The organism is Pseudomonas sp. SWRI51 (assembly GCF_014268825.1).
GTDB classification, from domain to species: Bacteria; Pseudomonadota; Gammaproteobacteria; order Pseudomonadales; family Pseudomonadaceae; genus Aquipseudomonas; species Aquipseudomonas farsensis.
The window spans coordinates 24,240-50,071 of sequence record NZ_JABWRG010000028.1 but is presented as its reverse complement, the minus strand read 5'-3'; the positions used below and the strand labels follow the sequence as shown (position 1 = coordinate 50,071).

At 61.7% G+C, this 25,832-nt stretch carries 23 protein-coding genes and 3 tRNA genes; 17 read left to right on the top strand and 9 right to left on the bottom strand.

Annotated elements, in window-relative coordinates:
• The first annotated feature begins 1 nt into the window (after nucleotide 1).
• From HU720_RS11440 to HU720_RS11395, 10 genes are all read left to right on the top strand, one after another.
• Nucleotides 2–77 (top strand) — tRNA-His (locus tag HU720_RS11440).
• A gap of 55 nt (nucleotides 78–132) precedes the next feature.
• Nucleotides 133–217 (top strand) — tRNA-Leu (locus tag HU720_RS11435).
• A gap of 37 nt (nucleotides 218–254) precedes the next feature.
• A tRNA-His gene (locus HU720_RS11430) sits at nucleotides 255–330 on the top strand.
• A gap of 212 nt (nucleotides 331–542) precedes the next feature.
• Nucleotides 543–842: a DUF6388 family protein gene (locus HU720_RS11425; RefSeq protein ID WP_186520035.1), complete on the top strand. Its 300-nt coding sequence runs from the start codon at nucleotides 543–545 to the stop codon at nucleotides 840–842.
• Nucleotides 843–1,174: 332 nt separating this feature from the next.
• Entirely contained in the window at nucleotides 1,175–2,485 is a 1,311-nt protein-coding gene (gene tig, locus HU720_RS11420; RefSeq protein ID WP_186520034.1) for a trigger factor, read from the top strand.
• 91 nt (nucleotides 2,486–2,576) lie between these two features.
• Nucleotides 2,577–3,218, top strand: a complete 642-nt coding sequence (clpP, locus tag HU720_RS11415; RefSeq protein ID WP_186520033.1) for an ATP-dependent Clp endopeptidase proteolytic subunit ClpP — start codon at nucleotides 2,577–2,579, stop codon at nucleotides 3,216–3,218.
• Between the two features lie 109 nt (nucleotides 3,219–3,327).
• A complete protein-coding gene (gene clpX / locus HU720_RS11410) occupies nucleotides 3,328–4,611 on the top strand; it encodes an ATP-dependent Clp protease ATP-binding subunit ClpX (RefSeq protein ID WP_186520032.1) in 1,284 nt (427 codons plus the stop codon).
• Nucleotides 4,612–4,765: 154 nt separating this feature from the next.
• Nucleotides 4,766–7,162: an endopeptidase La gene (gene lon / locus HU720_RS11405; RefSeq protein WP_186520031.1), complete on the top strand. Its 2,397-nt coding sequence runs from the start codon at nucleotides 4,766–4,768 to the stop codon at nucleotides 7,160–7,162.
• Nucleotides 7,163–7,315: 153 nt separating this feature from the next.
• On the top strand, nucleotides 7,316–7,588 hold the full coding sequence (locus HU720_RS11400) for an HU family DNA-binding protein (protein ID WP_186520030.1): 273 nt from the start codon (nucleotides 7,316–7,318) through the stop codon (nucleotides 7,586–7,588).
• Nucleotides 7,589–7,768: 180 nt separating this feature from the next.
• A complete protein-coding gene (locus HU720_RS11395) occupies nucleotides 7,769–9,628 on the top strand; it encodes a SurA N-terminal domain-containing protein (protein ID WP_186520029.1) in 1,860 nt (619 codons plus the stop codon).
• Between the two features lie 60 nt (nucleotides 9,629–9,688).
• Here HU720_RS11395 and HU720_RS11390 read toward each other — a convergent pair whose 3' ends face one another.
• A complete protein-coding gene (locus tag HU720_RS11390; RefSeq protein ID WP_186520028.1) occupies nucleotides 9,689–10,729 on the bottom strand; it encodes a patatin-like phospholipase family protein in 1,041 nt (346 codons plus the stop codon).
• Between the two features lie 154 nt (nucleotides 10,730–10,883).
• Between HU720_RS11390 and HU720_RS11385 the strand changes: the two genes are divergently transcribed.
• From HU720_RS11385 to HU720_RS11375, 3 genes are all read left to right on the top strand, one after another.
• On the top strand, nucleotides 10,884–11,162 hold the full coding sequence (locus HU720_RS11385) for a hypothetical protein (RefSeq protein ID WP_186520027.1): 279 nt from the start codon (nucleotides 10,884–10,886) through the stop codon (nucleotides 11,160–11,162).
• A 14-nt stretch (nucleotides 11,163–11,176) separates the two neighbouring features.
• The gene (locus tag HU720_RS11380) at nucleotides 11,177–11,944 is read left to right on the top strand and encodes a CHAD domain-containing protein (protein ID WP_186520026.1); all 768 of its coding nucleotides are present in this window, start codon (nucleotides 11,177–11,179) and stop codon (nucleotides 11,942–11,944) included.
• Nucleotides 11,945–12,025: 81 nt separating this feature from the next.
• On the top strand, nucleotides 12,026–12,823 hold the full coding sequence (locus tag HU720_RS11375; RefSeq protein ID WP_186520025.1) for a thioesterase family protein: 798 nt from the start codon (nucleotides 12,026–12,028) through the stop codon (nucleotides 12,821–12,823).
• An 11-nt stretch (nucleotides 12,824–12,834) separates the two neighbouring features.
• On the opposite strand, the gene HU720_RS11370 is transcribed toward HU720_RS11375, so the two are convergent.
• The 3 genes from HU720_RS11370 to HU720_RS11360 all read right to left on the bottom strand — a co-directional run bounded on the left by HU720_RS11370 (nucleotide 12,835) and on the right by HU720_RS11360 (nucleotide 15,658).
• Nucleotides 12,835–13,203, bottom strand: coding sequence for an Mpo1-like protein (locus HU720_RS11370; RefSeq protein ID WP_186520024.1), 369 nt, complete (start codon nucleotides 13,201–13,203; stop codon nucleotides 12,835–12,837).
• 95 nt (nucleotides 13,204–13,298) lie between these two features.
• Nucleotides 13,299–14,765, bottom strand: coding sequence for a methyl-accepting chemotaxis protein (locus HU720_RS11365; RefSeq protein ID WP_186520023.1), 1,467 nt, complete (start codon nucleotides 14,763–14,765; stop codon nucleotides 13,299–13,301).
• Between the two features lie 86 nt (nucleotides 14,766–14,851).
• Nucleotides 14,852–15,658 carry a TatD family hydrolase gene (locus tag HU720_RS11360; protein ID WP_186520022.1) on the bottom strand — a complete coding sequence of 269 codons (807 nt, stop codon included), beginning with the start codon at nucleotides 15,656–15,658 and terminating at the stop codon, nucleotides 14,852–14,854.
• 122 nt (nucleotides 15,659–15,780) lie between these two features.
• On the opposite strand from HU720_RS11360, the gene HU720_RS11355 reads away from it, so the two are divergent.
• From HU720_RS11355 to HU720_RS11345, 3 genes are all read left to right on the top strand, one after another.
• Nucleotides 15,781–17,220 carry a transglycosylase SLT domain-containing protein gene (locus tag HU720_RS11355; RefSeq protein WP_186520021.1) on the top strand — a complete coding sequence of 480 codons (1,440 nt, stop codon included), beginning with the start codon at nucleotides 15,781–15,783 and terminating at the stop codon, nucleotides 17,218–17,220.
• A 114-nt stretch (nucleotides 17,221–17,334) separates the two neighbouring features.
• Entirely contained in the window at nucleotides 17,335–17,769 is a 435-nt protein-coding gene (locus HU720_RS11350; protein WP_186520020.1) for a DoxX family protein, read from the top strand.
• Nucleotides 17,770–18,002: 233 nt separating this feature from the next.
• Complete coding sequence (locus tag HU720_RS11345; protein WP_186520019.1) at nucleotides 18,003–18,311, top strand: hypothetical protein; 309 nt, start codon at nucleotides 18,003–18,005, stop codon at nucleotides 18,309–18,311.
• Between the two features lie 73 nt (nucleotides 18,312–18,384).
• On the opposite strand, the gene HU720_RS11340 is transcribed toward HU720_RS11345, so the two are convergent.
• From HU720_RS11340 to glcD, 5 genes are read right to left on the bottom strand one after another with little or no spacing between them, the layout of a single operon-like run.
• Complete coding sequence (locus tag HU720_RS11340) at nucleotides 18,385–20,562, bottom strand: malate synthase G (protein WP_186520018.1); 2,178 nt, start codon at nucleotides 20,560–20,562, stop codon at nucleotides 18,385–18,387.
• A gap of 34 nt (nucleotides 20,563–20,596) precedes the next feature.
• Nucleotides 20,597–21,001: a heme-binding protein gene (locus tag HU720_RS11335; protein ID WP_186520017.1), complete on the bottom strand. Its 405-nt coding sequence runs from the start codon at nucleotides 20,999–21,001 to the stop codon at nucleotides 20,597–20,599.
• 9 nt (nucleotides 21,002–21,010) lie between these two features.
• A complete protein-coding gene (gene glcF / locus HU720_RS11330; protein ID WP_186520016.1) occupies nucleotides 21,011–22,228 on the bottom strand; it encodes a glycolate oxidase subunit GlcF in 1,218 nt (405 codons plus the stop codon).
• Nucleotides 22,229–22,234: 6 nt separating this feature from the next.
• A complete protein-coding gene (glcE, locus tag HU720_RS11325) occupies nucleotides 22,235–23,287 on the bottom strand; it encodes a glycolate oxidase subunit GlcE (protein ID WP_186520015.1) in 1,053 nt (350 codons plus the stop codon).
• Complete coding sequence (glcD, locus tag HU720_RS11320) at nucleotides 23,287–24,786, bottom strand: glycolate oxidase subunit GlcD (RefSeq protein WP_186520014.1); 1,500 nt, start codon at nucleotides 24,784–24,786, stop codon at nucleotides 23,287–23,289. Before glcD ends, glcE begins: the two co-directional genes overlap by 1 nt.
• Nucleotides 24,787–25,049: 263 nt before the next feature.
• Between glcD and glcC the strand changes: the two genes are divergently transcribed.
• Nucleotides 25,050–25,829 carry a transcriptional regulator GlcC gene (gene glcC, locus HU720_RS11315; protein WP_186520013.1) on the top strand — a complete coding sequence of 260 codons (780 nt, stop codon included), beginning with the start codon at nucleotides 25,050–25,052 and terminating at the stop codon, nucleotides 25,827–25,829.
• The last annotated feature ends 3 nt before the right edge of the window (nucleotides 25,830–25,832 follow it).

The following is a 25,832-nucleotide window of genomic DNA, read 5'->3' as shown; positions in this document are numbered from 1 at the left end:
GGTGGGCGTAGCTCAGTTGGTAGAGCGCTGGATTGTGATTCCAGTTGTCGTGGGTTCGATTCCCATCGTCCACCCCAGATTTTGCAGAGGCGCCTCGATTGAACGATCTGGCGCCTTTATTTTAAGTGTTATGCGGACGTGGTGAAATTGGTAGACACACTGGATTTAGGTTCCAGCGGCGCAAGCTGTAAGAGTTCGAGTCTCTTCGTCCGCACCATGTTTCTGTAAGGTTGTAAACGTAGCACCGCACTCTGGTGGGCGTAGCTCAGTTGGTAGAGCGCTGGATTGTGATTCCAGTTGTCGTGGGTTCGATTCCCATCGTCCACCCCATATTTTCGAAGGCGCCTTGACCGTATGGTCGGGCGCCTTTGTTTTTTCTGTGTTGCGAAAATGCCGCTGCTAGCGGCATTTTTTGTTTTTGTCCGTTATTAATGTGCTGGGCGTCCCGGCTGTCGTCGCCCTCTGGTTGCGGCTCGATGAAAGCTGATAGATTTCAGGCGGTTGAATGTCTGGCTGTTCAGGTTGGCAGAGGATAACTGTTGATGATTGCAAAAGAAGCGCGCCAGGCACTGGCGCTGCAGCGTTTCGCTGAGCAGAACCCGCAGATGCTCGAGGAGATCCGCGAGCTGGACGCCCGCGAGCAAGCCCAGCAGATCGAGTGGGCGTTCCAGGATGCTGCCGAGGGGCAGGGCCTGCAGCCTTGGGAATATGCGCTGCAGTTGATTGCCGAGTCGCCGGAGCAGTTGCAGGCCATGCGCCTGGAAACCCATCGCGAAGTGGCTGAAGCGTTGGGGCTGGCGTGGGAAGAATACTGCCAGTTCAATGAGATTGAACCGGAGTAAGGGGTGTGGCGCAGGGTTGTCGCTGCACCTGCGCAGCCATTTATGCGATTCCCTCGGCGATTCCCCTTGAAATCGCTGAAAATAATCCCATATCCCCGCTAGCTGTCGTTTGTTTGACAAGGTTTTACAACCGTGGGGCATTCACGCGGCCGCGCGGCCACTGTTCGAGCAGGCTCGACGCCGCAGGGCGCGGGCCTTTCAGGGAAAACGACCGGCGTAGTTCGATGACCATCCGGGTGGGGTGACTTCTGGTGCGTGAGTCACTAGAATGCTCGCCCTTGATTCTGGAGTCGGGCTATCGCCGGCTAACGTCTGTGCAACGAGGAATATCCATGCAAGTTTCTGTTGAAAACACTTCCGCTCTTGAGCGCCGCATGACCATCGCCGTTCCGGCCGAGCGCGTCGAGAACGAAGTCAACAAGCGTCTGCAGCAGACTGCCAAGCGCGCCAAGGTTGCCGGTTTCCGTCCGGGCAAGGTGCCAATGAGCGTTATCCGTCAGCGCTTCGAAGCTGATGCCCGTCAGGAAGTGTTCGGTGACCTGGTTCAATCGTCCTTCTACGAAGCCATCGTCGAGCAGAAGCTGAACCCGGCTGGCGCTCCTGCCGTTGAGCCAAAATCGTTCGAAAAAGGCGGCGACCTTGAGTTCGTTGCCATCTTCGAAGTGTTCCCGGAGTTCACCGTTGCTGGTTTCGAGTCGATCGCCGTCGAGCGCCTGAGCGCCGAAGTGGCTGATGCTGACCTTGACAACATGCTCGAAGTGCTGCGCAAGCAGAACACCCGTTTCGAAGCCGTCGAGCGCGCCGCGCAGAACGACGACCAGGTCAACATCGATTTCGTCGGCAAGGTCGACGGTGAAGCCTTCGCTGGCGGTTCGGCCAAGGGCACCCAGCTGGTTCTGGGTTCCGGCCGCATGATCCCTGGCTTCGAAGATGGCCTGGTTGGCGCCAAAGCCGGTGAAGAGCGCGTTGTCAACGTGGCCTTCCCTGAGGACTACCAGAACCTCGACCTGGCTGGCAAAGCCGCCGAGTTCACCATCACCGTCAACAGCGTTTCGGCCCCTGTGCTGCCTGAGCTGAACGAAGAGTTCTTCGCTCAGTTCGGCATCAAGGAAACCACGCTGGAAGGCTTCCGCGCCGAAGTTCGCAAGAACATGGAGCGCGAGCTGCGCCAGGCCATCAAGGCCAAGGTCAAGAACCAGGTAATGGACGGTCTGCTGGCCGCCAACCCGATCGAAGTGCCGAAAGCGCTGCTGGAAAACGAAGTCAACCGTCTGCGCGTTCAGGCGGTTCAGCAGTTCGGTGGCAACATCAAGCCTGATCAACTGCCGGTCGAGCTGTTCGAAGAGCAAGCCAAGCGCCGCGTCGTGCTGGGCCTGGTCGTCGCTGAAGTGGTCAAGCAGTTCGACCTGAAGCCTGACGAGGCTGAAGTTCGCAAGGTGATCGAAGAAATGGCTTCGGCTTACCAAGAGCCAGAGCAGGTCATCGCCTGGTACTACAAGAACGACCAGCAAATGAACGAAGTCCGTTCGGTTGTACTGGAAGAACAAGTTGTAGATACTGTTCTGCAGAAAGCGACTGTGACAGACAAGTCGGTTTCGTACGAAGAAGCAGTCAAACCAGCACAGGCTCCTGCCGCTGAGTAACTGGCTTCTCTCGTAAGAAACCTCCACAAGCCAGCCTTCGCGCTGGCTTGTGCGTATTCAAGCCATGACTATTTGGGAGTGAGCGCAGGACATGTCCCGCAATTCTTATATTCAGCAGAGCTCTGACATCCAGGCCGCAGGCGGCCTGGTCCCGATGGTTATCGAGCAGTCCGCCCGTGGCGAACGTGCCTACGACATCTATTCTCGCCTCCTCAAGGAGCGCGTGATTTTCCTGGTTGGCCCGGTAGAAGACTACATGGCCAACCTGGTGGTGGCGCAGATGCTGTTCCTCGAGGCGGAAAACCCGGATAAGGATATCCATCTTTACATCAACTCCCCGGGTGGCTCGGTGACCGCTGGTATGTCGATCTACGACACCATGCAGTTCATCAAACCGGACGTCTCGACCATCTGTATTGGTCAGGCGTGCAGCATGGGCGCCTTCCTGTTGGCGGCCGGTGCTGCCGGCAAGCGTCACTGCCTGCCGAACTCGCGGGTGATGATTCACCAGCCGTTGGGCGGCTTCCAGGGCCAGGCGACCGATATCGAGATCCACGCCCAGGAAATCCTCAACATCAAGGCGCGCCTGAACGAGCTGCTGGCCCACCATACCGGCCAGGATCTGGAAACCATCAAGCGCGACACCGAGCGTGACAATTTCATGAGCGCCAAGCGCGCGGCCGAGTACGGCCTGATCGACTCGGTTTACGACAAGCGGCAACTGGCATCCTGAAGCAATACGCCAGAGCGGGCGGGTGCATGACGCGCCTGCCCGCGGGCCTTGAAAAAGCCCGCGATTGCCTTCATCTTGTGTTTCAAGCCTACCGGATTGGATCGATCGAATGACTGACACCCGTAACGGCGAGGACAGCGGCAAATTGCTCTATTGCTCCTTCTGCGGCAAAAGCCAGCACGAAGTGCGCAAGTTGATTGCCGGCCCCTCGGTATTTATCTGCGACGAGTGCGTCGACCTGTGCAACGACATCATCCGTGAGGAGGTGCAGGAAGCCCAGGCCGAGAGCAGCGCGCATAAGCTACCTTCGCCGAAAGAAATCAGCACAATCCTGGACCAGTACGTCATTGGTCAGGAACGCGCGAAAAAGGTGCTTGCCGTAGCGGTGTACAACCACTACAAGCGCCTCAATCAGCGTGACAAGAAGGGCGATGAGGTCGAACTCGGCAAGAGCAACATCCTGCTGATCGGGCCTACTGGCTCGGGTAAGACCCTGCTCGCCGAAACCCTTGCACGCCTGTTGAACGTTCCGTTCACCATCGCCGACGCCACCACCCTGACCGAAGCCGGTTACGTGGGTGAGGACGTCGAGAACATCATTCAGAAGCTGCTGCAGAAGTGCGACTACGACGTGGAGAAGGCCCAGATGGGCATTGTCTACATCGATGAAATCGACAAGATTTCGCGCAAGTCGGACAACCCGTCGATTACCCGTGATGTTTCGGGTGAAGGCGTGCAGCAGGCGCTGTTGAAGCTGATCGAAGGCACCGTGGCTTCCGTGCCGCCCCAGGGCGGTCGCAAGCACCCGCAACAGGAATTCCTGCAGGTTGATACCCGCAATATTCTGTTCATCTGCGGTGGCGCTTTCTCCGGCCTCGAAAAGGTCATCCAGAACCGCTCCACCCGTGGTGGTATCGGTTTCGGTGCCGAAGTGCGCAGCAAGGAAGAAGGCAAGAAGGTTGGCGAATCGCTGCGCGAAGTCGAGCCGGACGATCTGGTCAAGTTTGGCCTGATCCCCGAGTTCGTCGGTCGTCTGCCGGTGCTGGCAACCCTCGATGAGCTCGATGAGGCTGCGCTGATGCAGATCCTCACCGAGCCGAAAAACGCCCTGACCAAGCAGTATGCCAAACTGTTCGAGATGGAAAGCGTCGACCTTGAGTTCCGCACTGATGCGCTCAAGGCCGTTGCTCGCAAAGCCCTGGAGCGCAAAACCGGCGCCCGTGGCCTGCGTTCCATCCTCGAGGGTGTATTGCTCGACACCATGTACGAAATTCCTTCGCAGAAGGAAGTCAGCAAGGTGGTCATTGACGAGAGCGTCATTGAGGGCACCTCGCAGCCGCTGTTGATCTACGAGAACAGCGAGCCGCAAGCCAAGGCCGCCCCCGACGCCTGATCGGGCAGGGGTAGCCAGTCAGAAAGGGGCCTTCGGGTCCCTTTTTGCATTTCATGGCCACGGCGCTTGTAATTTCAAAGGGCTGCCCCCACATTAGCCCTCAAGCACCATTTCCACAGGATTCCGGCCGCCAGGCCGTTGTAGAGGCGAAATCATGAAGACCACCCTCGACTTGCCTCTTTTGCCATTGCGCGACGTTGTCGTCTATCCGCACATGGTCATCCCACTGTTCGTGGGGCGTGAGAAGTCTATCGAAGCCCTAGAAGCCGCGATGACGGGCGAGAAGCAGATCCTCCTGCTGGCCCAGAAGAACCCCGCTGACGACGATCCAGGCGAAGATGCCCTGTACCGTGTCGGCACCATCGCCACTGTGCTGCAGCTGCTCAAATTGCCCGATGGCACCGTCAAGGTGCTGGTCGAAGGCGAGCAGCGCGGTGCGGTCGAGCGCTTTACCGAAATCGAAGGCCACATTCGCGCCCAAGTCAGCCTGATCGATGAAGTCGATGTCGCTGAGCGCGAGTCCGAGGTGTTCGTACGCACGCTGCTGTCGCAGTTCGAGCAGTACGTCCAGCTGGGCAAAAAAGTCCCTGCCGAAGTGCTGTCTTCGCTGAACAGCATCGAAGAGCCAGGCCGCCTGGTCGATACCATGGCCGCGCACATGGCGCTGAAGATCGAGCAGAAGCAGGAAATCCTCGAGATCGTCGACCTGCAGGCTCGCGTCGAGCACGTGCTGGCCCTGCTGGATGCCGAAATCGACCTGCTGCAGGTAGAAAAACGCATCCGTGGCCGCGTTAAAAAGCAGATGGAGCGCAGCCAGCGCGAGTACTACCTGAATGAGCAGATGAAGGCCATTCAGAAAGAGCTCGGCGATGGCGACGAAGGCCACAACGAAATCGATGAGCTGAAAAAGCGCATCGAGGCTGCTGGCCTGCCTAAAGATGCGCTGACCAAGGCCCAGGCCGAACTGAACAAGCTCAAGCAGATGTCGCCGATGTCAGCCGAAGCCACCGTCGTGCGTTCGTACCTCGACTGGCTGGTGCAGGTGCCATGGAAAGCCCAGAGCAAGGTACGCCTGGACCTGGCCAAGGCCGAAGAAATCCTCGACGCCGACCACTATGGGCTTGAAGAGGTCAAGGATCGTATCCTTGAGTACCTCGCTGTGCAGAAGCGCGTGAAGAAGATCCGTGGCCCGGTGCTGTGCCTGGTTGGCCCGCCTGGCGTGGGCAAAACCTCGCTGGCCGAGTCGATCGCCACGGCCACCAACCGCAAGTTCGTGCGTATGGCGCTGGGCGGTGTGCGCGACGAGGCCGAGATTCGTGGCCACCGCCGCACCTACATCGGCTCCATGCCGGGCCGCTTGATCCAGAAAATGACCAAGGTGGGCGTGCGCAACCCGCTGTTCCTGCTCGATGAAATCGACAAGATGGGCAGCGACATGCGTGGCGACCCGGCGTCGGCGTTGCTCGAAGTGCTCGACCCCGAGCAGAACCACAACTTCAACGACCACTACCTGGAAGTCGACTACGACCTCTCGGACGTGATGTTCCTGTGCACCTCCAACTCGATGAACATTCCGCCGGCGCTGCTCGACCGCATGGAAATCATCCGTCTGCCGGGCTACACCGAAGACGAGAAGATCAACATCGCGGTCAAGTACCTGGTGCCCAAGCAGATCAAGGCCAACGGCCTGAAGAAGGACGAGCTTGAGGTCGATGTCACCGCGATTCGCGACATCATTCGCTACTACACCCGCGAAGCCGGCGTGCGTGGCCTTGAGCGCCAGATCGCCAAGGTTTGCCGCAAGGTGGTCAAGGAACACACCGGCCAGAAGCAGGTGAAAGTCAAGGTTGCTGGCGAGCAGCTCGAGCACCTGCTGGGCGTGCGCAAGTTCCGTTACGGCCTTGCCGAGCAGCAGGATCAGATTGGCCAGGTTACTGGGCTTGCCTGGACTCAAGTCGGTGGCGAACTGCTCACTATCGAGGCGGTGGTGATCCCTGGCAAAGGCCAGTTGATCAAGACCGGCTCGCTTGGTGACGTCATGGTCGAGTCGATTACTGCCGCTCAGACCGTGGTGCGTAGCCGTGCGAAAAGCCTGGGGATCCCAGCAGATTCGCACGAAAAGCGCGACGTTCACATCCATATGCCGGAAGGCGCGACGCCCAAGGATGGCCCGAGTGCAGGTATCGGCATGTGCACCGCGCTGGTCTCGGCCCTGACCCAGATTCCAGTCCGTGCCGACGTTGCCATGACCGGTGAAATCACCCTGCGTGGTCAGGTATTGGCCATCGGCGGGCTCAAGGAAAAACTCCTGGCAGCACACCGGGGTGGTATCAAGACGGTCATCATTCCTGAAGAGAACGTTCGCGATCTGAAGGAAATTCCGGAAAACATCAAACAGGATCTTCAGATCAAACCGGTCAAATGGATTGACGAAGTCCTCCAAATTGCGCTGCAATACGCCCCGGAGCCCTTGCCAGATGTGGCTCCTGAGATTGTCGCCAAAGATGAGAAGCGCGACGGCGATGCTAAGGAAAGAATTAGCACGCACTAGTAAGGTTTTCGTTTGGGGGCTTTGGTTGACAGATTTTTCGGGGCCTTGCTATAAAGCGGCACGCCATTGTCACCAGGCCACCGGACGCTCGTTTCATAAGCTTTTCATTACATACTTAGAAACAAACTCAATAGAGATATAAGGGGACTTAGAGTGAACAAGTCGGAACTGATTGACGCTATCGCCGCATCCGCTGACATCCCGAAAGCTGTAGCCGGCCGTGCGCTGGACGCAGTTATCGAATCCGTTCAGGGCGCCCTGCAAAAAGGCGACGATGTAGTCCTGGTTGGCTTCGGTACTTTCTCGGTCAAGGAACGCGCTGAGCGTACCGGCCGTAACCCGCAAACCGGCAAGGCGATCAAGATCGCTGCCGCCAAGGTTCCGGGCTTCAAGGCTGGTAAAGGCCTGAAAGACGCCGTCAACTAAGTCGTCTTTCAGCCGGCCCGGGCGCTGCCTGGGCCGACCGCGTGACTGCGGGTCGCAACCGTCCCCGCTGGCACGCTCGCTTCGAAAAGGCGCATCCACTGGATGCGCCTTTTTTCTATCAGGACTCTACCCACGCTCCGCGGTTGTCGACGCAGTGGTACAACCGTTTCTGGGGGACGCATGCTGCAGAATATTCGGGACAATTCACAAGGTTGGATTGCCAAGACCATTATTGGCCTGATTGTCGTGCTGATGGCACTGACTGGCTTCGAAGCCATTTTCCAGGCCGCAAGCCATAGCCAGGACGCCGCCAAGGTCAACGGCCAGACCATCAGCCAGAACGAGCTGAGCCAGGCTGTCGACATGCAGCGCCGCCAGCTGATGCAACAGCTGGGCAAAGACTTCGACCCGGCTCTGCTGGACGAAAAGCGCCTGCGTGAAGCAGCGCTCAAAGGCCTGATCGATCGCAAACTGCTGCTGCAGGGCGCTGAAGATGCCAAATTCGCCTTCTCCGAAGCCGCACTGGACCAACTGATCCTGCAAACGCCTGAGTTCCAGGACAACGGCAAGTTCAGCGCTGAGCGCTTCGATGCCGTGATTCGCCAGATGGGCTACGGCCGCATGCAGTTCCGCGAGATGCTCGCCCAGGAAATGCTCATCGGCCAGTTGCGCACCGGCCTGGCTGGCAGCAGCTTCGTGACCGACAAGCAGATCGAGGCATTCGCTCGCCTTGAGAAGCAGACCCGCGACTTCGCAAGCGTGACCTTCAAGGCCGACCCGGCTGCGGTGAAAGTCACGGACGAGGAGGTCAAGGCCCACTACGACCAGCACGCCAAAGAGTTCATGACCCCAGACCAGGTTGTCATCGACTACATCGAGCTGAAGAAGGCGGCCTTCTTTGACCAGGTCAAGGTCAACGACGACGAACTCAAGGCGCTGTACGAGAAGGAAATCGCCAACCTCGGCGAGCAGCGCCGTGCTGCGCACATCCTGATCGAGGTCAACGACAAAACCACCGACGCTCAGGCCAAGGCCCGTGTCGAAGAGTTGCAGCAGCGCCTTGAAAAGGGTGAAGACTTCGCCAAGCTGGCCAAGGAATTTTCCCAGGACCCAGGTTCTGCCAACACCGGCGGCGACCTCGGCTTCGCCGGCCCAGGTGTCTACGACCCAGCCTTCGAAGACGCGCTGTACAAGCTGAACAAGGACCAGGTATCGGCCCCGGTGCGTACCGAATACGGCTACCACTTGATCAAACTGCTGGGCGTGGAAGCACCTGACGTTCCAAGCTTCGCCAGCCTCAAGGACAAACTCACCCATGAGCTGAAAACCCAGCAGGTCGAGCAGCGTTTCGTCGAGGCTACCAAGCAGCTCGAAGATGCGGCGTTCGAAGCGTCTGACCTGGCTCAGCCGGCTCAGGACCTGGGTTTGAAAGTGCATACCTCGGCGCCATTCGGCCGTGAAGGTGGTGAAGGCATCACCGCCAACCGTGCGGTGCTGCAGGCGGCATTCAGCGAAGAAGTGATGGACGAGGGCGCCAACAGCAACGGCATCGAGCTGGACCCGGAAACCGTGGTCGTGCTGCGCGTCAAGGAACACCGCAAGCCTGAGCAGATGCCGCTGGAGGCAGTGGCCAAGAACATCAGCGAGCACCTGGCCAAAGAGAAGGCGACTACCGAGCTCAAGGCCAAGGCCGACAAGCTAATCGCCGGCCTGCGCGATGGCTCGGTCAAGCCTTCCAGCCAAAACTGGAAAGTCCAGGAAGCGGTCACCCGCGGCCAGGACGGTATCGACCCTGCCGAGTTGCAAGCGGTGTTCCGCCTCGGCAAGCCTGAGTCCAAGGACAAGCCTGTGTATGGCAGCGTGGTTCTGGGCGATGGCAGCCTGGTTGTGGTGCAGCTCAAGGGCGTCAACGAAGGCGCAGCCGCTACCGATGAAGAGAAGCAGCAGATCCGCCGCTACCTCGCATCGCGTGCTGGCTCGCAGGACTTCGCGGCCTACCGCAAGCTACTTGAAAGCAGTGCCGATATCACTCGCTACTAAGTGGTACAGCACTAACCAGACAGGCCGCTTATGCGGCCTGTCTGGTTTTCTGCGCTCGCGTTAGCGGCGCACGCCCTCATGGGCATCGAGGGTGTCGCGGGCAATCTCCCGGCCCAAGGCGATCAGCTCCGGGGCTTTGTAGAACTCAAAGAACCGGCACACTCGCTTGGGCACGTTGATCAGCACATCGGGTGGGTAGCCGGCGATCTTGTACTGGGCGAGGGAGGTCTGCATGACCTCGAAGCTCTGGTTGATCAGGTCGAGCAGTGATGCCGGGCCTACGTTGTCGATGATGAACGAGCCGGTGGCCGACTTTGGCGCGCCGCCGCTTTCGGGGGCTGCGGCAGGCTGTTGGCTTTCGGGTTCTGCGCCCTCGGCCAGCCATGGATTCGGTGGTATAAGGCCCTCCGCACTGATTTCCTGGTCCAGGCGCATCAGTTGCTCCGCCGGTTTGCGGCGAAACGGCAGGTGCGAGCCAAGGGAGTTGATCAGCGAATCGAAGCGCATCTTGAACGCCGCTGGTCGCTCGATCACCGGCAGTTGGTATTGTTTCTGGTTAGTGGCGTTGAGGTTGACCGCAATGATCAGGTCGCAGTGGCTGGAGACCACCGGCACGATGGGCAAAGGGTTGAGGATGCCGCCGTCCACCAGCATTCGGTTACCTTGAACCACCGGGGTGAACAGGCTGGGGATTGCCGCCGAGGCGCGCATGGCTTGGTGCAGGCAGCCTTCCTGGAACCAGATTTCCTGTTGGTTGGTCAGGTCGGTTGCCACCGCCGTGTAGGGAATGCGCAGTTCCTCAATGTTGATTTCGCCGACAATCTTGCGGATTTGTCCAAAAACCTTGTCGCCACGGATCGCCCCCAGGCGGAAGCTGACGTCGACCAGGCGCAATACGTCGAGGTAGTCCAGGCTTTCGATCCAGCTGCGGTATTCGTCCAGTTTGCCGGCGGCATAGATGCCACCCACCACGGCGCCCATGGAGCAGCCGGCGATACAGGCAATTTCGTAGCCGCGTCGTTCGAGTTCTTCTATGACACCGATGTGCGCATACCCTCGGGCACCGCCCGACCCCAGTACCAGTGCTACACGTTTACTCATACGATTCCCCCAGGGTTATGCAACCATGGCCCACAATGCACCCATTGACGCCTGTGCTTCAATGTCGCCCGCGCTGGGCTACGCTGAGCAGGGCACTTTTGGCCTGTTTGATCGTCGAACGGCCATACCGTTTTCCTTCTTCGAGGTTACCCCAATGAAAGCCTGGATCGCCGTTCCTCTGATTGCCCTGGCCTTGGCTGGCTGCGCTGGCAAGACTGCCTACCGCGAAAGTTGCGCGACCCAGCTTGATGCTGCCTGGAAGGAACTGGACCTTGCCAAGGCCGAAGGCTTTGCGGGCGCTGTGAGTTACTCCAAGGCCTTGTCGCTGCTCACCGGTGCCAAGACCCAGCAGCAGTTCGAGGGCTATGAAAGCTGTACCGCCAAGGCCGAGAAAGCGCGCTTCTATATCCGTGAGTCCCGCGCCGGGCGTTGACCGAGGAGTGATGCATGGCTGCCATGCTCGATCACGTTGTATCGCAGGTGCTCACCTTGCATGTCCGCCTGTTGGCTTGCCGCGAGCGGCTGGCGGCTAATACCGACAGCGAGGCATTGCACGACCTGCGCATTGCGCTGCGGCGTTTGCGCAGCCTGCTGCGGCCACTGCGCGGGTTGCCCGGTGTAGAGCAGCTTGAGGAGGCAGCGAAGGCCTTGGGTACGTTGACCACCCCACTGCGTGACCGTGAGGTGCTCGCTGCCGAACTGGTCGGGCGCGGGCACCTGCAAGCGGGCCAACTGCGGCTACAGGGCAGGGCGGCGACCTTCGTCGGCGTGGCCTCCAGTGAGCAACTCAAGCGCGTGCTGCTGATCCTCGATGCCTTCCCGCTGTTTTTGCGTGCAGCAGAGCGTGAGGGCCTGGTCGAGAACCTGCGCGCGCGCATCGACAAGCGTCTGCAAAAACAGTGGAAGAAGCTCGCTGACGCGCTGCAAGACCCTGACCATGACCGGCATCGCCTGCGCCTGCTGATCAAGCGGGTGCGCTACGGCGATGAGGCGTACCCGCAACTTGATCACGCTGGCAACAAGCTGCAGCGGCTGCTGAAGAAGGCGCAGAGCGACCTGGGCGACTGGCATGATCGCTGGCAATGGCTGCTACAGGTGCGCGAACACAGCGACCTGGCGCAATGCAAGCTGGGGTGGGAGCAGGAACTGGCGGCGGCCGAGGGAAAGTCTGATATCACCCTTGAGGCGCTGCACGAGGCGCTGGAGCGCCGATAGGCCTGCAATTGGCTGATATGCGGGGTGTGGGCTTGCAGGTGGATGGGTAAGATCGGGGCTTTCTCCGTTGGAGCCAGCCCCATGAATTTCACTGAACTGCTTGGCGCAGCACGCACTCTGCCCCACGCCATCAGCGTACCTGCCGACTGGGCTCAAGGCCGTGCGGTGTTCGGTGGGCTGATGGCGGCAATGCTGCACGAGGCCATGCGCCTGAAACTTGCTGACGAGCGCCCGGTGCGCTCATTGGCCATCACGTTCGTCGGCCCGGCTGCCCCCGAGGTGCCGATCAGCCTTGAGGTTGAGGTGTTGCGCGAGGGCAAGGCGGTCAGTACGTTGCTTGGCCGGGCGGTGCAGAACGGCCAGGTAGTCACCTTGGTGCAGGGCAGTTTCGGTGTTGGCCGGCCGTCGCTGGTGGCCGTCGATGCGCTGCCTGCCGCGCCCCTCAAGCCGCTGGAGCAGGCTGCGCCAGAGCTTCCCTACATCAAGGGCGTCACGCCCGAGTTCATGCGCCATGTGGCGCTGCGCTGGGCGCTGGGCGGCTTGCCGTTCAGTGGTAACACGTCCCGGCAGATGGGCGGTTGGGTCAGGCTGCGCGATGTCGCGGCACAGCCACTCCAGGCAGCCCACGTGCTGGCGTTGGTGGACGCCTGGCCGCCGAGCCTGTTGCCGCATCTGCAACAGCCCGCAGCGGGCAGCACGCTGACCTGGACCATCGAATTCATCCAGCCTGCGCCGCCGTTGTCGACGCTGGACTGGTGCCGTTACGTGGTGGATACCGAGCATGCGCGCGACGGCTACGGCCATGCCGCAGCGGCGTTGTGGAGCGCTGACGGCGAGTTGGTAGCGCTGAGCCGCCAGACCGTTACCGTATTTGCCTGAAGCTCCGCCCTTCAGTGCCGGTGCTTGTGGCGCTCGCGCCAAGCCCGCCACCAGCTGCCGCTCAGTAGAAACCTGGGGAAGGTAATGAACTGCTCGGTCAGCAGCCGCTGCACGGCGTCTTTTCGGTTGGCGAAGGGCTCGGGTTGCTCAGCTTCCAGTCGGTGCCCCTGGCGTTGCAGACCAAGGCCTGCAATCAGCGCGATGATGCCGACGGCGAACTGCACAAGGTCAAGGCCGAACAGCCCCGACAGCACCAGCAGGGCGCCAAGGATGAACAGCGGCACGGCGATCAGGTGCAGCACCAGATTGGCCGGGTGCCGGTGGTTGTGGTGGTAGCCGCGCCATTGCCAGGCGGGCAAGTTAGGCAGTCGTTTGCTCATGGACAGTTCCTCACAGACATGCCCAAAGCTTAGTGCGGCCCCCCGTGGAGGGCCAATCGATGCTGGCTATGGTGACCATAGGGGCCCGCTGCGGCTCAGAGCTTGAGCTGACCGATCGCTTTGTTCAGCTCGCCGGCCAAGGTCGCCAGTTCGCTGCTGGTGGTGGCCGAGCCGACGGTCTGTTGCACCGTCTGCTCGGTGACGTCGCGGATGCTCACCACCGCGCGGTTCATCTCTTCCGCTACCTGGCTTTGCTGTTCGGCAGCCACGGCGATCTGCGTGTTGCTTTCACGCATCTGCGCAACGGCACTGGTGATTTCGAGCAGCGCTTCACCGGCTTCCTTGGCCTGGCGCACGCAGTCATCGGCCTTGTACGAGCTCTCCTGCATGAAGTCCACCGCATCGCGGGTACCGGCCTGCAGGTCGGAGACCATGGTGGTGATCTCGTCGGTGGAGGTTTGCACGCGCTTGGCCAGGTTGCGCACTTCATCGGCCACCACGGCAAAGCCACGGCCCAGATCACCCGCACGGGCGGCTTCGATCGCAGCGTTGAGGGCAAGCAGGTTGGTCTGTTCGGCAATACTGTGGATGACCCCGACCACGCTGTTGATCTTCTGGCTGTCTTCGGCCAGTTGGCGAATCATTTCGGCGGTTTGTTGCACGCCGCTGGACAGCCCCGAAATCGAATCCTGCACCCGGCTGACCACTGCCTGGCCACTACCGGCAAGGTTGTCGGCGCTCTGCGAGAGGTCGCGGGTGGCACCGGCATGCTGGGCGATGTGGTGCACGGTGGCCGTCATCTCGTTGATCGCCGTGGCAGCCTGGTCGGTTTCGCTCTGCTGGCCAATCATGCCGTGGCGCACTTCATCCATGCTGCCTGCCAGGCGCGCGGCACCTGAGTCGAGCTGCGCGGCGGTGCGGGCGACGGTGCTGACCACGCGGTGGTAGGTGGACTGCATGGCGTTGAAGGCGCCGGCCATCTGGCCCACCTCATCGCCACAGGCCAGCGGCACTCGCGCCGACAGGTCGCCGGTGCGTTCCACATGCAGCATCACATCCTTGAGGGTGTTGAGCTGGCTGAGCAGGAAGCGGATCAACAGTTGCGAGGCGCCGAGCATGGCCAGCATCAGGATCAGTACGCACACCGCGTAGTTGCTGAAGCGGTCAACGAAGACCTGGCTCAGGCTGGGCGTGTGGGCCAGCAGCGCAATGCGTTGGTCGCCCGCGCGCAGCACCTGCGCGCCGATCAGCGGGTTGTCGCCCAGCACGGAATCTGCCGGCAACTCGACCCAGCCTTGGGCGTCGCCGGGCAGGCCTGCGAGTGGTGGCTTCTGCCCGGCGTTCCAGGTGATCAGGTTGGGCTGGGCGGGTAGCGGTTGCCCGGCAGGCCAGGCAGCCAACAGTTGCGCCTGGGCCTGGGCCTGCGCCTGGGCGCCGGTAGCACGCGCCTGCTGCTCCAGGCTTACGGCGTAGAGCACCAGCAGCAAGGTGGTAACGAAGGCCACTGCGTTGACGGCCCAGAATTTGTACTTGAGGGAGATATTGCTAAGCCAGGCACCCATGGCAGGTCTTCTCTGAGTTGGCGAACGTATTATTGGCAAGGTGCCATCATTGTGCCTGCCTGCGATAAACACCTTGTTGATATGCGTCAAGAAACCACAGGCAGGCCAAAGAACGCGCGGGCGCAGGCGCTGGTATGGGCTGCCAGATGTTCGGCGGTTTCGCCGCGGTGGCGGGCTACTTCGTGCAGCACCTCGGGCAGGTAGGCAGGCTCGTTGCGCCCGTTTTTAGGCTTGGGGCGCAGGCTGCGCGGCAGCAGATACGGCGCGTCGCTTTCGAGCATCAGCCGCCCTTGTGGGATATTGCCCACAAGTGGGTGCAGATGAGTGCCGCGGCGCTCATCGCAGATCCAGCCGGTGATGCCGATGTGCAGGTCCATGTCGAGGTAGGCAAACAGCGCGTCGCGCTCGCCGGTGAAGCAATGCACCACGGCCGCCGGCAGATGGTCGCGGAAGGCTTTTACAATCGCCAGCAAGCGTTCGTTAGCGTCGCGCTCATGCAGAAACACGGGCAGGCCCAGTTCTGCGGCGAGCGTCAACTGCGCTTCAAGTGCTTTTTCCTGAAGCGGGCGAGGGGAGAAGTCGCGGTTGAAGTCCAGCCCGCATTCGCCCACAGCCTTGACCCTGGGCTGTGCCAGCAGTTGGCGCAGTTGCCGTTCGCTGTCGCCGTTCCAATGGCTGGCGTCGTGGGGGTGTACCCCGGCGGTGCTGAACAGCCGTTGGCCGTCGGCATCGAGCTGCTGGCAAAGCTCCAGGGCCTGCTCGCTGACATCCAGGCTGGTGCCGGTGAGTACCATCTGCACCACGCCCGCCTGCACGGCGCGTTCGACCACCGCTGCCTGTTGGTCGTGGAAACTGCTGTTGGTCAGGTTGACGCCGATATCGATCAGTTGCATGGTGCTACCTCGTGCCGCGGGGCGGTCAGCATAGCAAAAACCGCGAAAACGCGGAAAATTGAGCAACTTCAACGGTTTGCCGCAGCCATTTGCCGTCATTCATCACGGAACGATCACCGCGCATGCTGCACTCCCACCGCCCACGCCTCGCTATACCCCTGCTGTTTACACTGGCCTGCCTCGCTGTTGTCGGCGGGCTGTTTTCAGGCTCGGCGCATGCCCGCGAGCCCGGTCCGCAACAGCATGTCGCTGCCAGCCAGGCCCGCGACCTGCAGCAGATCCGCGCCCGCAAGGTGCTGCGGGTACTGGTCAATCAAAGCCGCAATAGCTCCGGTGAGGTCAAAGGGGAGCCGGTGGGCGTGGAGTATTACCGGCTGCGGGCCCTTGAGCATTCTCTTAATGCGCGGGTTGCAGACGGCCAGCAGCTCACGCTGAAAATCATCCCGCGTGCCAAGGAGCAGTTGCTGGGGGCGCTGCTGCGTGGCGAAGGCGACCTGGCCGCGCCCGGCGAGTTGCTCGACCCTTCGTTGGTGCAGGGCGCCCACGCCAGCGCGCCTGTGCTGGACCAGGTGCCACTGCTGCTGGTGGGGCGCAAGGGTGAACGCAGCTACAGCCGCGCCGACCAGTTGTCTGGCCGCACCATTGCGCTGACCAGCGCCAGTGCTGCGGGTGCGGCAATCCAGGTGATCAATCAGCAGTTGGCATTGCGCAAGCGTGCACCGATCAAAGTCGAGTGGGTCGACCCGACGCTTGCCGTGGAAGATGTGCTGGAGATGGTCCAGGCGGGGATCTACCCATTGACGGTGGTCGAGCGGCCTATCGCCCAGCGCTGGGCGCGGGTTATGCCGCGCCTGCGCCTGGACAGCAAAGTGCAGTTGGCGCAGCCGCAGGCGCTGCGCTGGTACGTGCGCAATGACGCGCCGTTATTGCAGGCGGCCGTGGACCGCTTCCTCGCGACCTACCGGGCGCCGGACAACCAGGACGCGGCCTTCGAGCGCATCTACCGCCGCCAGTACCGGGTGCACAACCCCTTGGCCCGCCAGGACCGCCAGCGCCTCGCGGCGGTACGCGCGGTGCTGCAGAAACACGGCGGCGAGCAGCAGATCGACTGGCTCAACCTTGCAGCCCTTGCGTTCAAGGAGTCGACCCTCGACCCGAAAGCCCGTGGCGCAGGCGGCGCCCATGGGCTGATGCAGATCACCCCGTCTGCCGCGCAGCGGGTCGGTGTGAGCAATATCAGTACGGTTGACGGCAACGTACAGGCCAGCGCGCGCTACCTGGCGCTGATCAGGCGCAAGTTCTTCGCCAGCCCACAGATCAACGAGCGCGAGCGCATGGCCTTCACCCTGGCCGCCTACAACCTGGGGCCAGAGCGCGTCCAGGCGATGCGCGCAGAGGCGCGTCGGCGCGGGCTCAACGGTAACCAGTGGTTTTTCCAGACCGAGCGTATAGCCATGGAGCAGGTGGGCATGGGGCCGGTGAGTTTCGTCAACAGCGTGAACAAGTATTTCCTTGCGTTCAACCGGGAGCGTGTTGCGTTAGAGCGAGTCGCCAAGCGCTGAAGTATCGATTATATCGATAGTTACTACAGGGTTTTTGCGATTTTCTTATCCGTTGGTTTGATTATTATGGCGCTCATCCAAACCAACACCCCGCTTTGACAAGGAAGCATCACCATGAACAACACCCTCAAATCGCTGCTGAACACCCGCGCCGGCTATGGCCTTAGCGTCGTCCGCATTCTGGTCGGCATCATCTTCATGGCCCACGGCGCGCAAAAGCTGTTCGGCCTTTTCGGCGGCTACGGCCTTGAGGGCACCGGGCAGTGGATGGAAAGCATTGGCCTGGCGCCGGGCTACCTGATGGCGCTGCTGTCTGGCAGCGCCGAGTTCTTCGGCGGTCTGGCGCTGGTGGTGGGCTTGCTGGTCCGCCCGGCAGCCCTGGCACTGTCGGTGACCTTGGTGGTGGCGATCTTCTCGGTGCACATCGGTAACGGCTTGTTCATGTCCAACAACGGCTATGAATTTGCCCTGGCGTTGCTGGCCGGCAGCGTGGCAGTACTGATCGAAGGTGCTGGCCGGTTGTCGCTGGACCGTGTGCTCGCCCGCTGAAACACCGTTGTAACGCCTGGGCCTCAAGCTGCACCTTGTCGATTTCGATAAACGTGCGGCTTGAGGCTTGTATCTTCTGGCGTCGCCCTCTAGCATAACCCTTGCGCCGATTTAAACAGCTACTTGCGGGGCGCAGGGCAGGCCCCCCGGTGGGCCGTCCGAAATACCGCTAAAGCGCTGGTTTGGTGACGCCTCTCACCTGCCCGGCGGGATCAGCGAGGCGGAGAGACTCCATGAGTTGCCCACGTACCAGTGTCTATTTGACCCCATTGCCTGCAGACCAGGCTTCCCGTACCCCGCGCGTCTTGCTCGGCGGCCAGCATCAACCCACGTTATTGCGCAACCTCGATGGTTTCTCCCGTCGCAAGGGCCAGGCGCGTGCATTCCTCATCCAGTTCTTCGAAACCTGCGCGCAGCTGTCGCAGTACGCTAACGACCGTTTTGACCTGGCCGTTATCCAGGCGCCAGCGGCGGCTGATGCTGCCGAAGTGATCGGCCAGCTCACCCGTATCGCCCGCCAGGGGCTGATCACCCGGCGTTGAAAGGGGTTTCAGAGTGCGTCGTTCCGAGTTCGCCCGATAGAGCCCGCTCAAGCGGGCTCTATCGGGCAGCCGATCACCTGGCCGCTTTATATCGCAGGCGCCAGGCATGCAGCAGCGGCTCGGTGTAACCACTGGGTTGCTCGCGGCCCTTGAAGATCAGCTCACATGCGGCCCTGAATGCCTGGGAACTGCCAAAGGCTTTTGCCATGGGCCGGTAGGCGGGGTCATGTTGATTCTGCTGGTCCACGACCTGCGCCATGCGCTCCAGGGTGTGTTGCACTTGAGTACTGCTGACGACGCCGTGGTGGAGCCAGTTGGCAATGTGCTGGGCGGAGATGCGCAGCGTTGCACGGTCTTCCATCAACCCCACATTGTGGATGTCGGGCACTTTGGAGCAGCCGACCCCGTGCTCGACCCAGCGCACAACGTAGCCCAGGATGCTCTGGCAGTTGTTATCGAGCTCAGACTGAATCTCAGCCGCCGACCACTGTCTGTCCGGGCTCACCGGCACGCTCAGCAAGTCGCGTAATAGCCCTGCGCGTTCGCTTTGCAGGTCGACACCCTCCAACGCGGTTTGCACCTGTTGAACATCCACCTGATGGTAGTGCAGCGCATGCAGGCTGGCGGCGGTGGGTGAGGGCACCCACGCGGTATTGGCCCCTGCTTTGGGGTGGGCGATTTTCTGCTCCAGCATGGCGGCCATCAGGTCCGGCATGGCCCACATGCCTTTGCCAATCTGCGCCCGCCCGCGCAGCCCGCTGGCAAGCCCCACCAGCACATTGTTGCGCTCATACGCTTGAATCCACGCGGTGCTTTTCATATCGCCCTTGCGCAGCATGGCGCCCGCTTCCAGGGTGCTGTGCATCTCGTCGCCGGTGCGGTCGAGGAACCCGGTGTTGATGAACACCACGCGATGGGCGGCTTGCTCGATGCAGGCTTTGAGGTTGACGCTGGTGCGCCGCTCCTCATCCATGATGCCCATCTTGACCGTGTAGCGCACCAGCCCCAGCAGGTCTTCGACGCGGCCGAACAGTTCATTGGCGAAGGCGACTTCCTGTGGGCCATGCATCTTCGGTTTGACGATATAGATGCTGCCGGTGCGCGAGTTGCGCTTGCGCTGCAGGTCATGCAGGGCTGCCAGGCAGGTCACCACAGCGTCCAGAATACCCTCAGGGATCTCCTCGCCAGCCCCATAGTGAATGGCCGGGTTGGTCATGAGGTGGCCCACGTTACGTACAAACAACAGCGACCGGCCGGGCAGGGTGACTTGCGCGCCCGCCGGGCCTTGGTAGGTGCGGTCGGCATTCAGCGTGCGGGTAAACGAGGTGCCTTGCTTGCTGACCGTTTCCGACAGATCGCCCTTCATCAGGCCCAGCCAGTTGCGGTACACCAGCACCTTGTCGTCAGCATCGACGGCGGCCACCGAGTCCTCGCAATCCATGATGGTAGTGATCGCCGACTCCATGATCAGGTCTTTCACACCTGCCTTGTCGGTCTTGCCGATCTGGCTTTGCGGGTCGATTTGCATTTCCACATGCAGGCCATGGTTCTTCAACACAATGGCTGTCGGGCTTGCAGCCTCGCCTTGATGGCCCACGAACTTCTCGGGGTTGACCAGGCCGGTGCTTGAGCCGTTCGCCAGGCTGATTTTCAGCGCCCCTTCAGCCACCTGATAGGCCACCGCATCGCTGTGGGAAGCCCCTTCGAGAGGGAAGCTCTGGTCGAGAAACGCGCGGGCATAGGCGACGACTTTGTTGCCGCGGGCTGGGTTGTAGCTCCCTTGCCGTTGTGCGCCGTCGTCTTCACTGATGGCATCGGTGCCATAAAGCGCGTCGTACAACGAGCCCCAGCGCGCATTGGCGGCATTGAGTGCGTAGCGGGCATTGCTCACCGGCACGACCAGTTGCGGGCCTGCCTGGGAGGTGATTTCGTGGTCGACATTGGCCGTGGCGACTCGCAGCTGCGCAGGTTGTTGCACGAGGTAGCCGATGCCGTTCAAGAACTCGATGTAGGCCTGCATGTCGTTGATCGGGCCGGGGTTGGCGCGATGCCAGGCGTCGAGCTGCGTCTGAATGCGCTCGCGTTCGGCAAGCAGTGCCTGGTTCTTCGGCGCCAGGTCATGGACCAGGGCGTCCAGGCCTTCCCAGAACTGCTCGGCCGAAATAGAAGTACCGGGCAACACCTCGTGCTCGATGAAGTGTTTCAGGTTTTCGGCTACGTGGAGCCGATGGCATGGGATACGGTTTGTCACGTCAGTTCTCCAGATACTTTGGGCTTGCCCGGCGTCAGGCGTTAAGTGCGGCGATGCCTGCGGCGGCAACCTGCGCGTCCTGTTCAGCCTTGACCCCTGATACGCCAACAGCGCCGACCACTTGCCCCTGTACCAGCACCGGCAACCCTCCTTCCAGAGAGGTGAGCAGCGGGGCGCTGACAAACGCGAAACGCCCACCGTTGACCATTTCTTCGTAGCCCTTGGTGTCGCGCCGGCCCAGTGCGGAAGAGCGGGCTTTTTCGGTGGCGATGTAGGCTGCGACGGGCGCGCAGCCATCCAGTCGTTCGAGTGCCAGCAAGTGCCCGCCGTCATCGACGATGGCCACGGTCACTTTCCACTCATTGCGGTGGGCTTCTTCGCGTGCGGCGGCGAGTACGCGCGCGACATCGGTGTGTTCCAGAACGGCTTTCTGTTGCATGGGTATCTCCTAGGAAAGTGCCTCTTCAACCAGTTCGATCCAGTGCCGGACCGGCGTACGGCCGGCGCCATCCAGATGGGTCTGGCAGCCGATGTTGGCGGTTACGATGACGTCGGGGTTGCCGCTCTCCAGAGCGTTGAGCTTGTTGTCGCGCAAGCGTTGGGAGAGTGCTGGTTGAGTAATGGAATAGGTGCCCGCAGAGCCGCAGCACAGGTGGCTGTCTGGCACTGCGGTGAGGCTGAAGCCGAACCGGGTGAGCAGGCCCTCCACGGCACCATTGAGCTTCAGTGCGTGCTGCAGCGTGCAGGGGCAGTGGAAGGCCAGCCGCCGATCTGCCTGAACGCCCAGTTGCTCGATGGGCTCTGCACTCAGCACCTCGACAATGTCTTTGGACAGTGCGGTTACCCGCTGCGCCTTTTCGCAGTAGGCAGGGTCGTCTTTGAGTAGATCGCCATAGTCACGGACAAACGCGCCGCAACCGCTGGCGGTCTGCACGATTGCTTCTGCGCCGGCCTCGATCGCCGGCCACCAGGCGTCGATATTGCGCCGGGCCCGCTCAAGGCCTTTGTCCTGAGCGTTGAGGTGATAGTCAACGGCCCCGCAACACCCGGCCTGAGGGGCGGGCACCACGCCGATGCCGAGCTTGTCCAGCACACGAGCCGTAGCCGCATTTGTGTTGGGCGCAAGGGCCGGCTGAACGCAGCCTTCGAGCATGAGCACCTGGCGTTGGTGCTGGCGGGCAGGGCGCGGCTTGGCGGCCACGGCATGCCGGGGAAGTTTTGCCTGCAATGACTCCGGCAACAGTGGGCGCAGTGCCATGCCCGCAGTCATCAGTGCCTTGAACAGCACAGGGCGCGGCACGACCATGCGCAAGCTGCGCCGCAATGCACGCTCGCCAAGCGGGCGCGGCACCTGCTGTTCGACCACTGCCCGGCCTATGTCCAGCAGGTTGTGGTACTGCACGCCGGAGGGGCAGGTGGTTTCGCAATTGCGGCAACTAAGGCAGCGATCAAGGTGTTGCTGGGTCTTTGCGGTGACTTCTTGCCCCTCAAGCACCTGCTTGATGAGGTAGATCCGACCACGCGGGCCATCGAGTTCGTCGCCCAGCAATTGATAGGTGGGGCAGGTTGCCGTGCAGAACCCGCAGTGCACGCAGCTTCTGAGAATACGTTCGGCTTCGTCTGCGCGTGGTAGTTGCTTGGCACGTTCGCTCAGGTTGGTTTGCATGGCGCTTCATACCTCCGCGTACATTCGGCCAGGGTTGAAAATGCGCTGCGGGTCGAGCTGTTGTTTCAAGCGCTGGTGGTAGTGCAGCAGGGCCGCAGGCAGTGGGTGGAACGGCGTATCGGTCTCGCCATAGCGGGTCGCGTGGCCTCCGGCAGCGGCCACGATGCCGCGCACCTCGTCGTTGGCGGCGCTCGACAGCAACCAGCGCTGGGCGCCACCCCAGTCGATCAGCTGTTTGCCCGGAATATTCAGCGCTGGGCAGTGGTTGGGAACCGACAGCCGCCAGAGTGGTGTGGCCGAATGGAAGAAGGGCAACTGATGCTCCCGCAGTTGCGCCCAGTAACTGCTGCACAGCGCTTCACCGCCCAGGCGGTCGCAGGCCGATTGCACCGAACCTTTGCCGCCTTCCAGGCGCAAGTAGAGGAAGCCGCCGTCGTGGCACGCGGCAGTGATGGGCATAGGTTGTTGGCCCCACGCCATTAGCTGTGTCAGTGCCTGATCGACGTCCATCTGCAGCTTGAGGCTGGCGCATTCGCGCGGTTTGGGCAGCACTTTCAGTGACACTTCAGTGAGCAGGCCCAGGCAGCCGAAGCTACCTGCCAGCAGGCGGGAAACATCGTAGCCGGCAACGTTCTTCATGACCTCGCCACCGAAGCGCAACAGCTTCCCGTGGCCGGTGATCACGCGCGTTCCCAGCACATAGTCGCGAGCCGAGCCGGCCCACGGGCGGCGCGGCCCCGATAGCCCGCAGGCAATCGCCCCGCCAATGGTTGCCGACGGGCCAAAGTGGGGCGGCTCGAAGGGCAGCATCTGGCCGTGGGTTGCAAGTGCGGCTTCTACTTCGTCCAGCGGTGTGCCCGCGCGGGCGGTCAGCACCAGCTCCGTCGGGTCATAGCTGACGATGCCGCGGTGTGGGCGGGTATCCAGTATCTCGCCGGTCACCTGGCGGCCTAGTGCGGCCTTGCTGTTGCCGCCCTGGATGCGCAACGCGCCCCGCTCGTTGAGCGCTTGGTTGACCTGCTCCAGCAGGTGTGCGGTGTGGTCATGATCAGGTGTCATCAGAAACGCTCCATTTCGGGGAAAGGCAGCTTTCCTTGATGGATATGCATCGAACCAAACTCGGCGCAACGGTGAAGCGTCGGGATGTTCTTGCCGGGGTTGAGCAGGCCGGCGGGGTCAAAGGCCGCCTTCACTGCATGAAACAGGGTGATTTCATCGCTGCTGAACTGGGCGCACATCTGGTTGATCTTTTCACGGCCTACGCCATGCTCCCCGGTGATGCTGCCGCCCACCGCGACGCACAGTTCGAGGATCCGCGCGCCCAGTGCCTCGGCGCGCTCCAGCTCACCGGGCTGGTTGGCATCGAAGAGGATCAGCGGGTGCATGTTGCCGTCGCCTGCGTGGAACACGTTGGCCACGCGCAGCCCGAACTGTGTCGAAAGCTCGTCGATGCCGCGCAGCACTGCGGGCAGCTCGCGCCTTGGGATGGTGCCGTCCATGCAGTAGTAGTCAGGCGAAATACGGCCGACCGCAGGGAACGCATTCTTGCGGCCCGCCCAGAAGCGCACCCGCTCGGCTTCATCGCGGGCCAGGCGCACCCGAGTGGCGCCGGCACGCTTGAGCACCTGCTCGACCCGTTCGCAGTCTTCGTGAACGTCGGCTTCTACACCGTCCAGCTCGCACAGCAGCATGGCCGCAGCATCGGTTGGGTAGCCCGCGTGGATGAAGTCTTCGGCGGCTCGAAGCGACAGGTTGTCCATCATCTCCAGGCCGCCTGGGATGATGCCTGCGGCAATGATGTCCGCGACCGCGCGGCCAGCCAGCTCGACGGAATCGAAGCTGGCCAGCAGCACCCGGGCCGCCTGGGGTTTGGGCAGCAGTTTCACGGTGACCTCGGTGACTATCCCAAGCATGCCTTCGGACCCTGTGAACAGCGCAAGCAGGTCAAAGCCTGGGGCGTCCAGCGCATCGCTGCCCAGGGTCAGGTGCTCACCGTCGGCGGTCAGAATTTCGACTTTGAGCAGGTTGTGCACGGTCAGGCCGTATTTCAGGCAGTGCACGCCGCCGGCGTTTTCGGCGACGTTGCCGCCGATCGAGCAGGCAATCTGCGAGGAGGGGTCGGGGGCGTAATACAGCTGGTAGGGGGCGGCCGCCTGGGATATCGCCAGGTTGCGGACCCCGGGTTGAACCCTGGCAAACCGGCCTTCTGGGTTGATCTCGATGATCCGGTTGAAGCGCGCCATCACCAACAGGATGCCTTGCTCCAGCGGCAGCGCCCCGCCAGAGAGGCCGGTGCCTGCGCCACGGGCGACAACAGGCACTTGCAGCGCGTGGCAGAGCTTGAGGATGGTCTGCACCTGCTCCAGATGTTCCGGCAGCAGCACCAGCATCGGCACCACGCGGTAGGCGGACAGCCCGTCGCATTCGTAAGGTTTGAGTTGCTCGGTGGTGTGCAGTATTTCCAGGTCGGGCAGAGCGGTTCTGAGCTGCTTGAGCAACTCGCCTCTGTCGACCTTGGGTAGCACGCCGTCAACGCGCTCGTCGTAGAGAATGTTCATGGTGCTCCCGTCTGTTCTTATTGTTATTTCACGGCGCTGCGCAGGCCCGACGCCTAAAGCGGGGGTTTAGCAGGGCTCATTAAACCGAACACAGTGGAGCCTGCTGCGTTTGTGGCCGCTGCGTCGACTGGCTGTGAAACTGGTCCTACCACTTTCTTTGCAGGAAGGCTTTGCGAGGTGGATAACACTGAGGCTCGTGGGCTAGCATCGGCAGGCTCTCACTCGCCAGCCAATAGCTGGTCCTACCAGTTCGGAGGTGGTTCGTGGATGACGTCCAGCAGGTCAAGCAGGCCAGGCTACAGGTTGCAGACCATGTGGCAGAGCGTATCGAGAAGCTCATCGTCGACGGCGTCATCAAGGTGGGCCAGGCATTGCCTTCCGAGCGGCGCCTGGTCGACAAGCTTGGTTGTTCCAGGTCTGCCTTGCGCGAAGGGCTGAGGATCTTGCGGGGCAGGGGCATTGTGCAAACGGAGCACGGCCGTGGCTCCTACGTCGCTGACCTCAGCGGCAGGGACAGCAATACGCCTTTGATGCACCTGTTCAGTTCGCAACCCCGCACCCTGTTCGACCTGCTGGAGGTGCGCGCCTTGTTGGAAGGGGAGGCGGCAAGGCTGGCCGCATTGCGTGCCACAGACATCGACCGGCTGCTGATCAAGCGCCGCTTCGAGGAAATGGTTGCAGCCCATGAGCTGAGCAAGCAGCACGACCCACGGGAGCAGGCGCGGCTGGACCATGCCTTCCACCGGGCCATCAGTGAGGCGTCACACAACCCGGTGCTGGTCCACACCCTGCAGACGCTGAGCGACCTGACGCTCAGTACAGTGTTCGCCTCGGTCAACAACCTGTATTGCCGGCCGGCGCAAAAGCGCCAGATTGATCGGCAGCACGCCAAGCTGTACCACGCCGTCATGGAGCAGTTGCCAGAGCAGGCCCAGCGGGCGGCCAAAGACCATATCAACAGCATCCGCGACAACCTGCGCGAGATCGAGCAGGAAGAACAGCGGCTGGTGCGCGCCACGATGAGGCTGGAGGGCTTTAGCTGAAAG

Bases quoted from the DNA above. Each gene is read 5' to 3' on its own strand.
- HU720_RS11425 (WP_186520035.1), top strand. From the start codon at position 543: ATGATTGCAAAAGAAGCGCGCCAGGCACTGGCGCTGCAGCGTTTCGCT.
- tig (WP_186520034.1), top strand. From the start codon at position 1,175: ATGCAAGTTTCTGTTGAAAACACTTCCGCTCTTGAGCGCCGCATGACC.
- clpP (WP_186520033.1), top strand. From the start codon at position 2,577: ATGTCCCGCAATTCTTATATTCAGCAGAGCTCTGACATCCAGGCCGCA.
- clpX (WP_186520032.1), top strand. From the start codon at position 3,328: ATGACTGACACCCGTAACGGCGAGGACAGCGGCAAATTGCTCTATTGC.
- lon (WP_186520031.1), top strand. From the start codon at position 4,766: ATGAAGACCACCCTCGACTTGCCTCTTTTGCCATTGCGCGACGTTGTC.
- HU720_RS11395 (WP_186520029.1), top strand. From the start codon at position 7,769: ATGCTGCAGAATATTCGGGACAATTCACAAGGTTGGATTGCCAAGACC.
- HU720_RS11390 (WP_186520028.1), bottom strand. From the start codon at position 10,729: ATGAGTAAACGTGTAGCACTGGTACTGGGGTCGGGCGGTGCCCGAGGG.
- HU720_RS11385 (WP_186520027.1), top strand. From the start codon at position 10,884: ATGAAAGCCTGGATCGCCGTTCCTCTGATTGCCCTGGCCTTGGCTGGC.
- HU720_RS11380 (WP_186520026.1), top strand. From the start codon at position 11,177: ATGGCTGCCATGCTCGATCACGTTGTATCGCAGGTGCTCACCTTGCAT.
- HU720_RS11375 (WP_186520025.1), top strand. From the start codon at position 12,026: ATGAATTTCACTGAACTGCTTGGCGCAGCACGCACTCTGCCCCACGCC.
- HU720_RS11370 (WP_186520024.1), bottom strand. From the start codon at position 13,203: ATGAGCAAACGACTGCCTAACTTGCCCGCCTGGCAATGGCGCGGCTAC.
- HU720_RS11365 (WP_186520023.1), bottom strand. From the start codon at position 14,765: ATGGGTGCCTGGCTTAGCAATATCTCCCTCAAGTACAAATTCTGGGCC.
- HU720_RS11360 (WP_186520022.1), bottom strand. From the start codon at position 15,658: ATGCAACTGATCGATATCGGCGTCAACCTGACCAACAGCAGTTTCCAC.
- HU720_RS11355 (WP_186520021.1), top strand. From the start codon at position 15,781: ATGCTGCACTCCCACCGCCCACGCCTCGCTATACCCCTGCTGTTTACA.
- HU720_RS11350 (WP_186520020.1), top strand. From the start codon at position 17,335: ATGAACAACACCCTCAAATCGCTGCTGAACACCCGCGCCGGCTATGGC.
- HU720_RS11345 (WP_186520019.1), top strand. From the start codon at position 18,003: ATGAGTTGCCCACGTACCAGTGTCTATTTGACCCCATTGCCTGCAGAC.
- HU720_RS11335 (WP_186520017.1), bottom strand. From the start codon at position 21,001: ATGCAACAGAAAGCCGTTCTGGAACACACCGATGTCGCGCGCGTACTC.
- glcF (WP_186520016.1), bottom strand. From the start codon at position 22,228: ATGCAAACCAACCTGAGCGAACGTGCCAAGCAACTACCACGCGCAGAC.
- glcE (WP_186520015.1), bottom strand. From the start codon at position 23,287: ATGACACCTGATCATGACCACACCGCACACCTGCTGGAGCAGGTCAAC.
- glcD (WP_186520014.1), bottom strand. From the start codon at position 24,786: ATGAACATTCTCTACGACGAGCGCGTTGACGGCGTGCTACCCAAGGTC.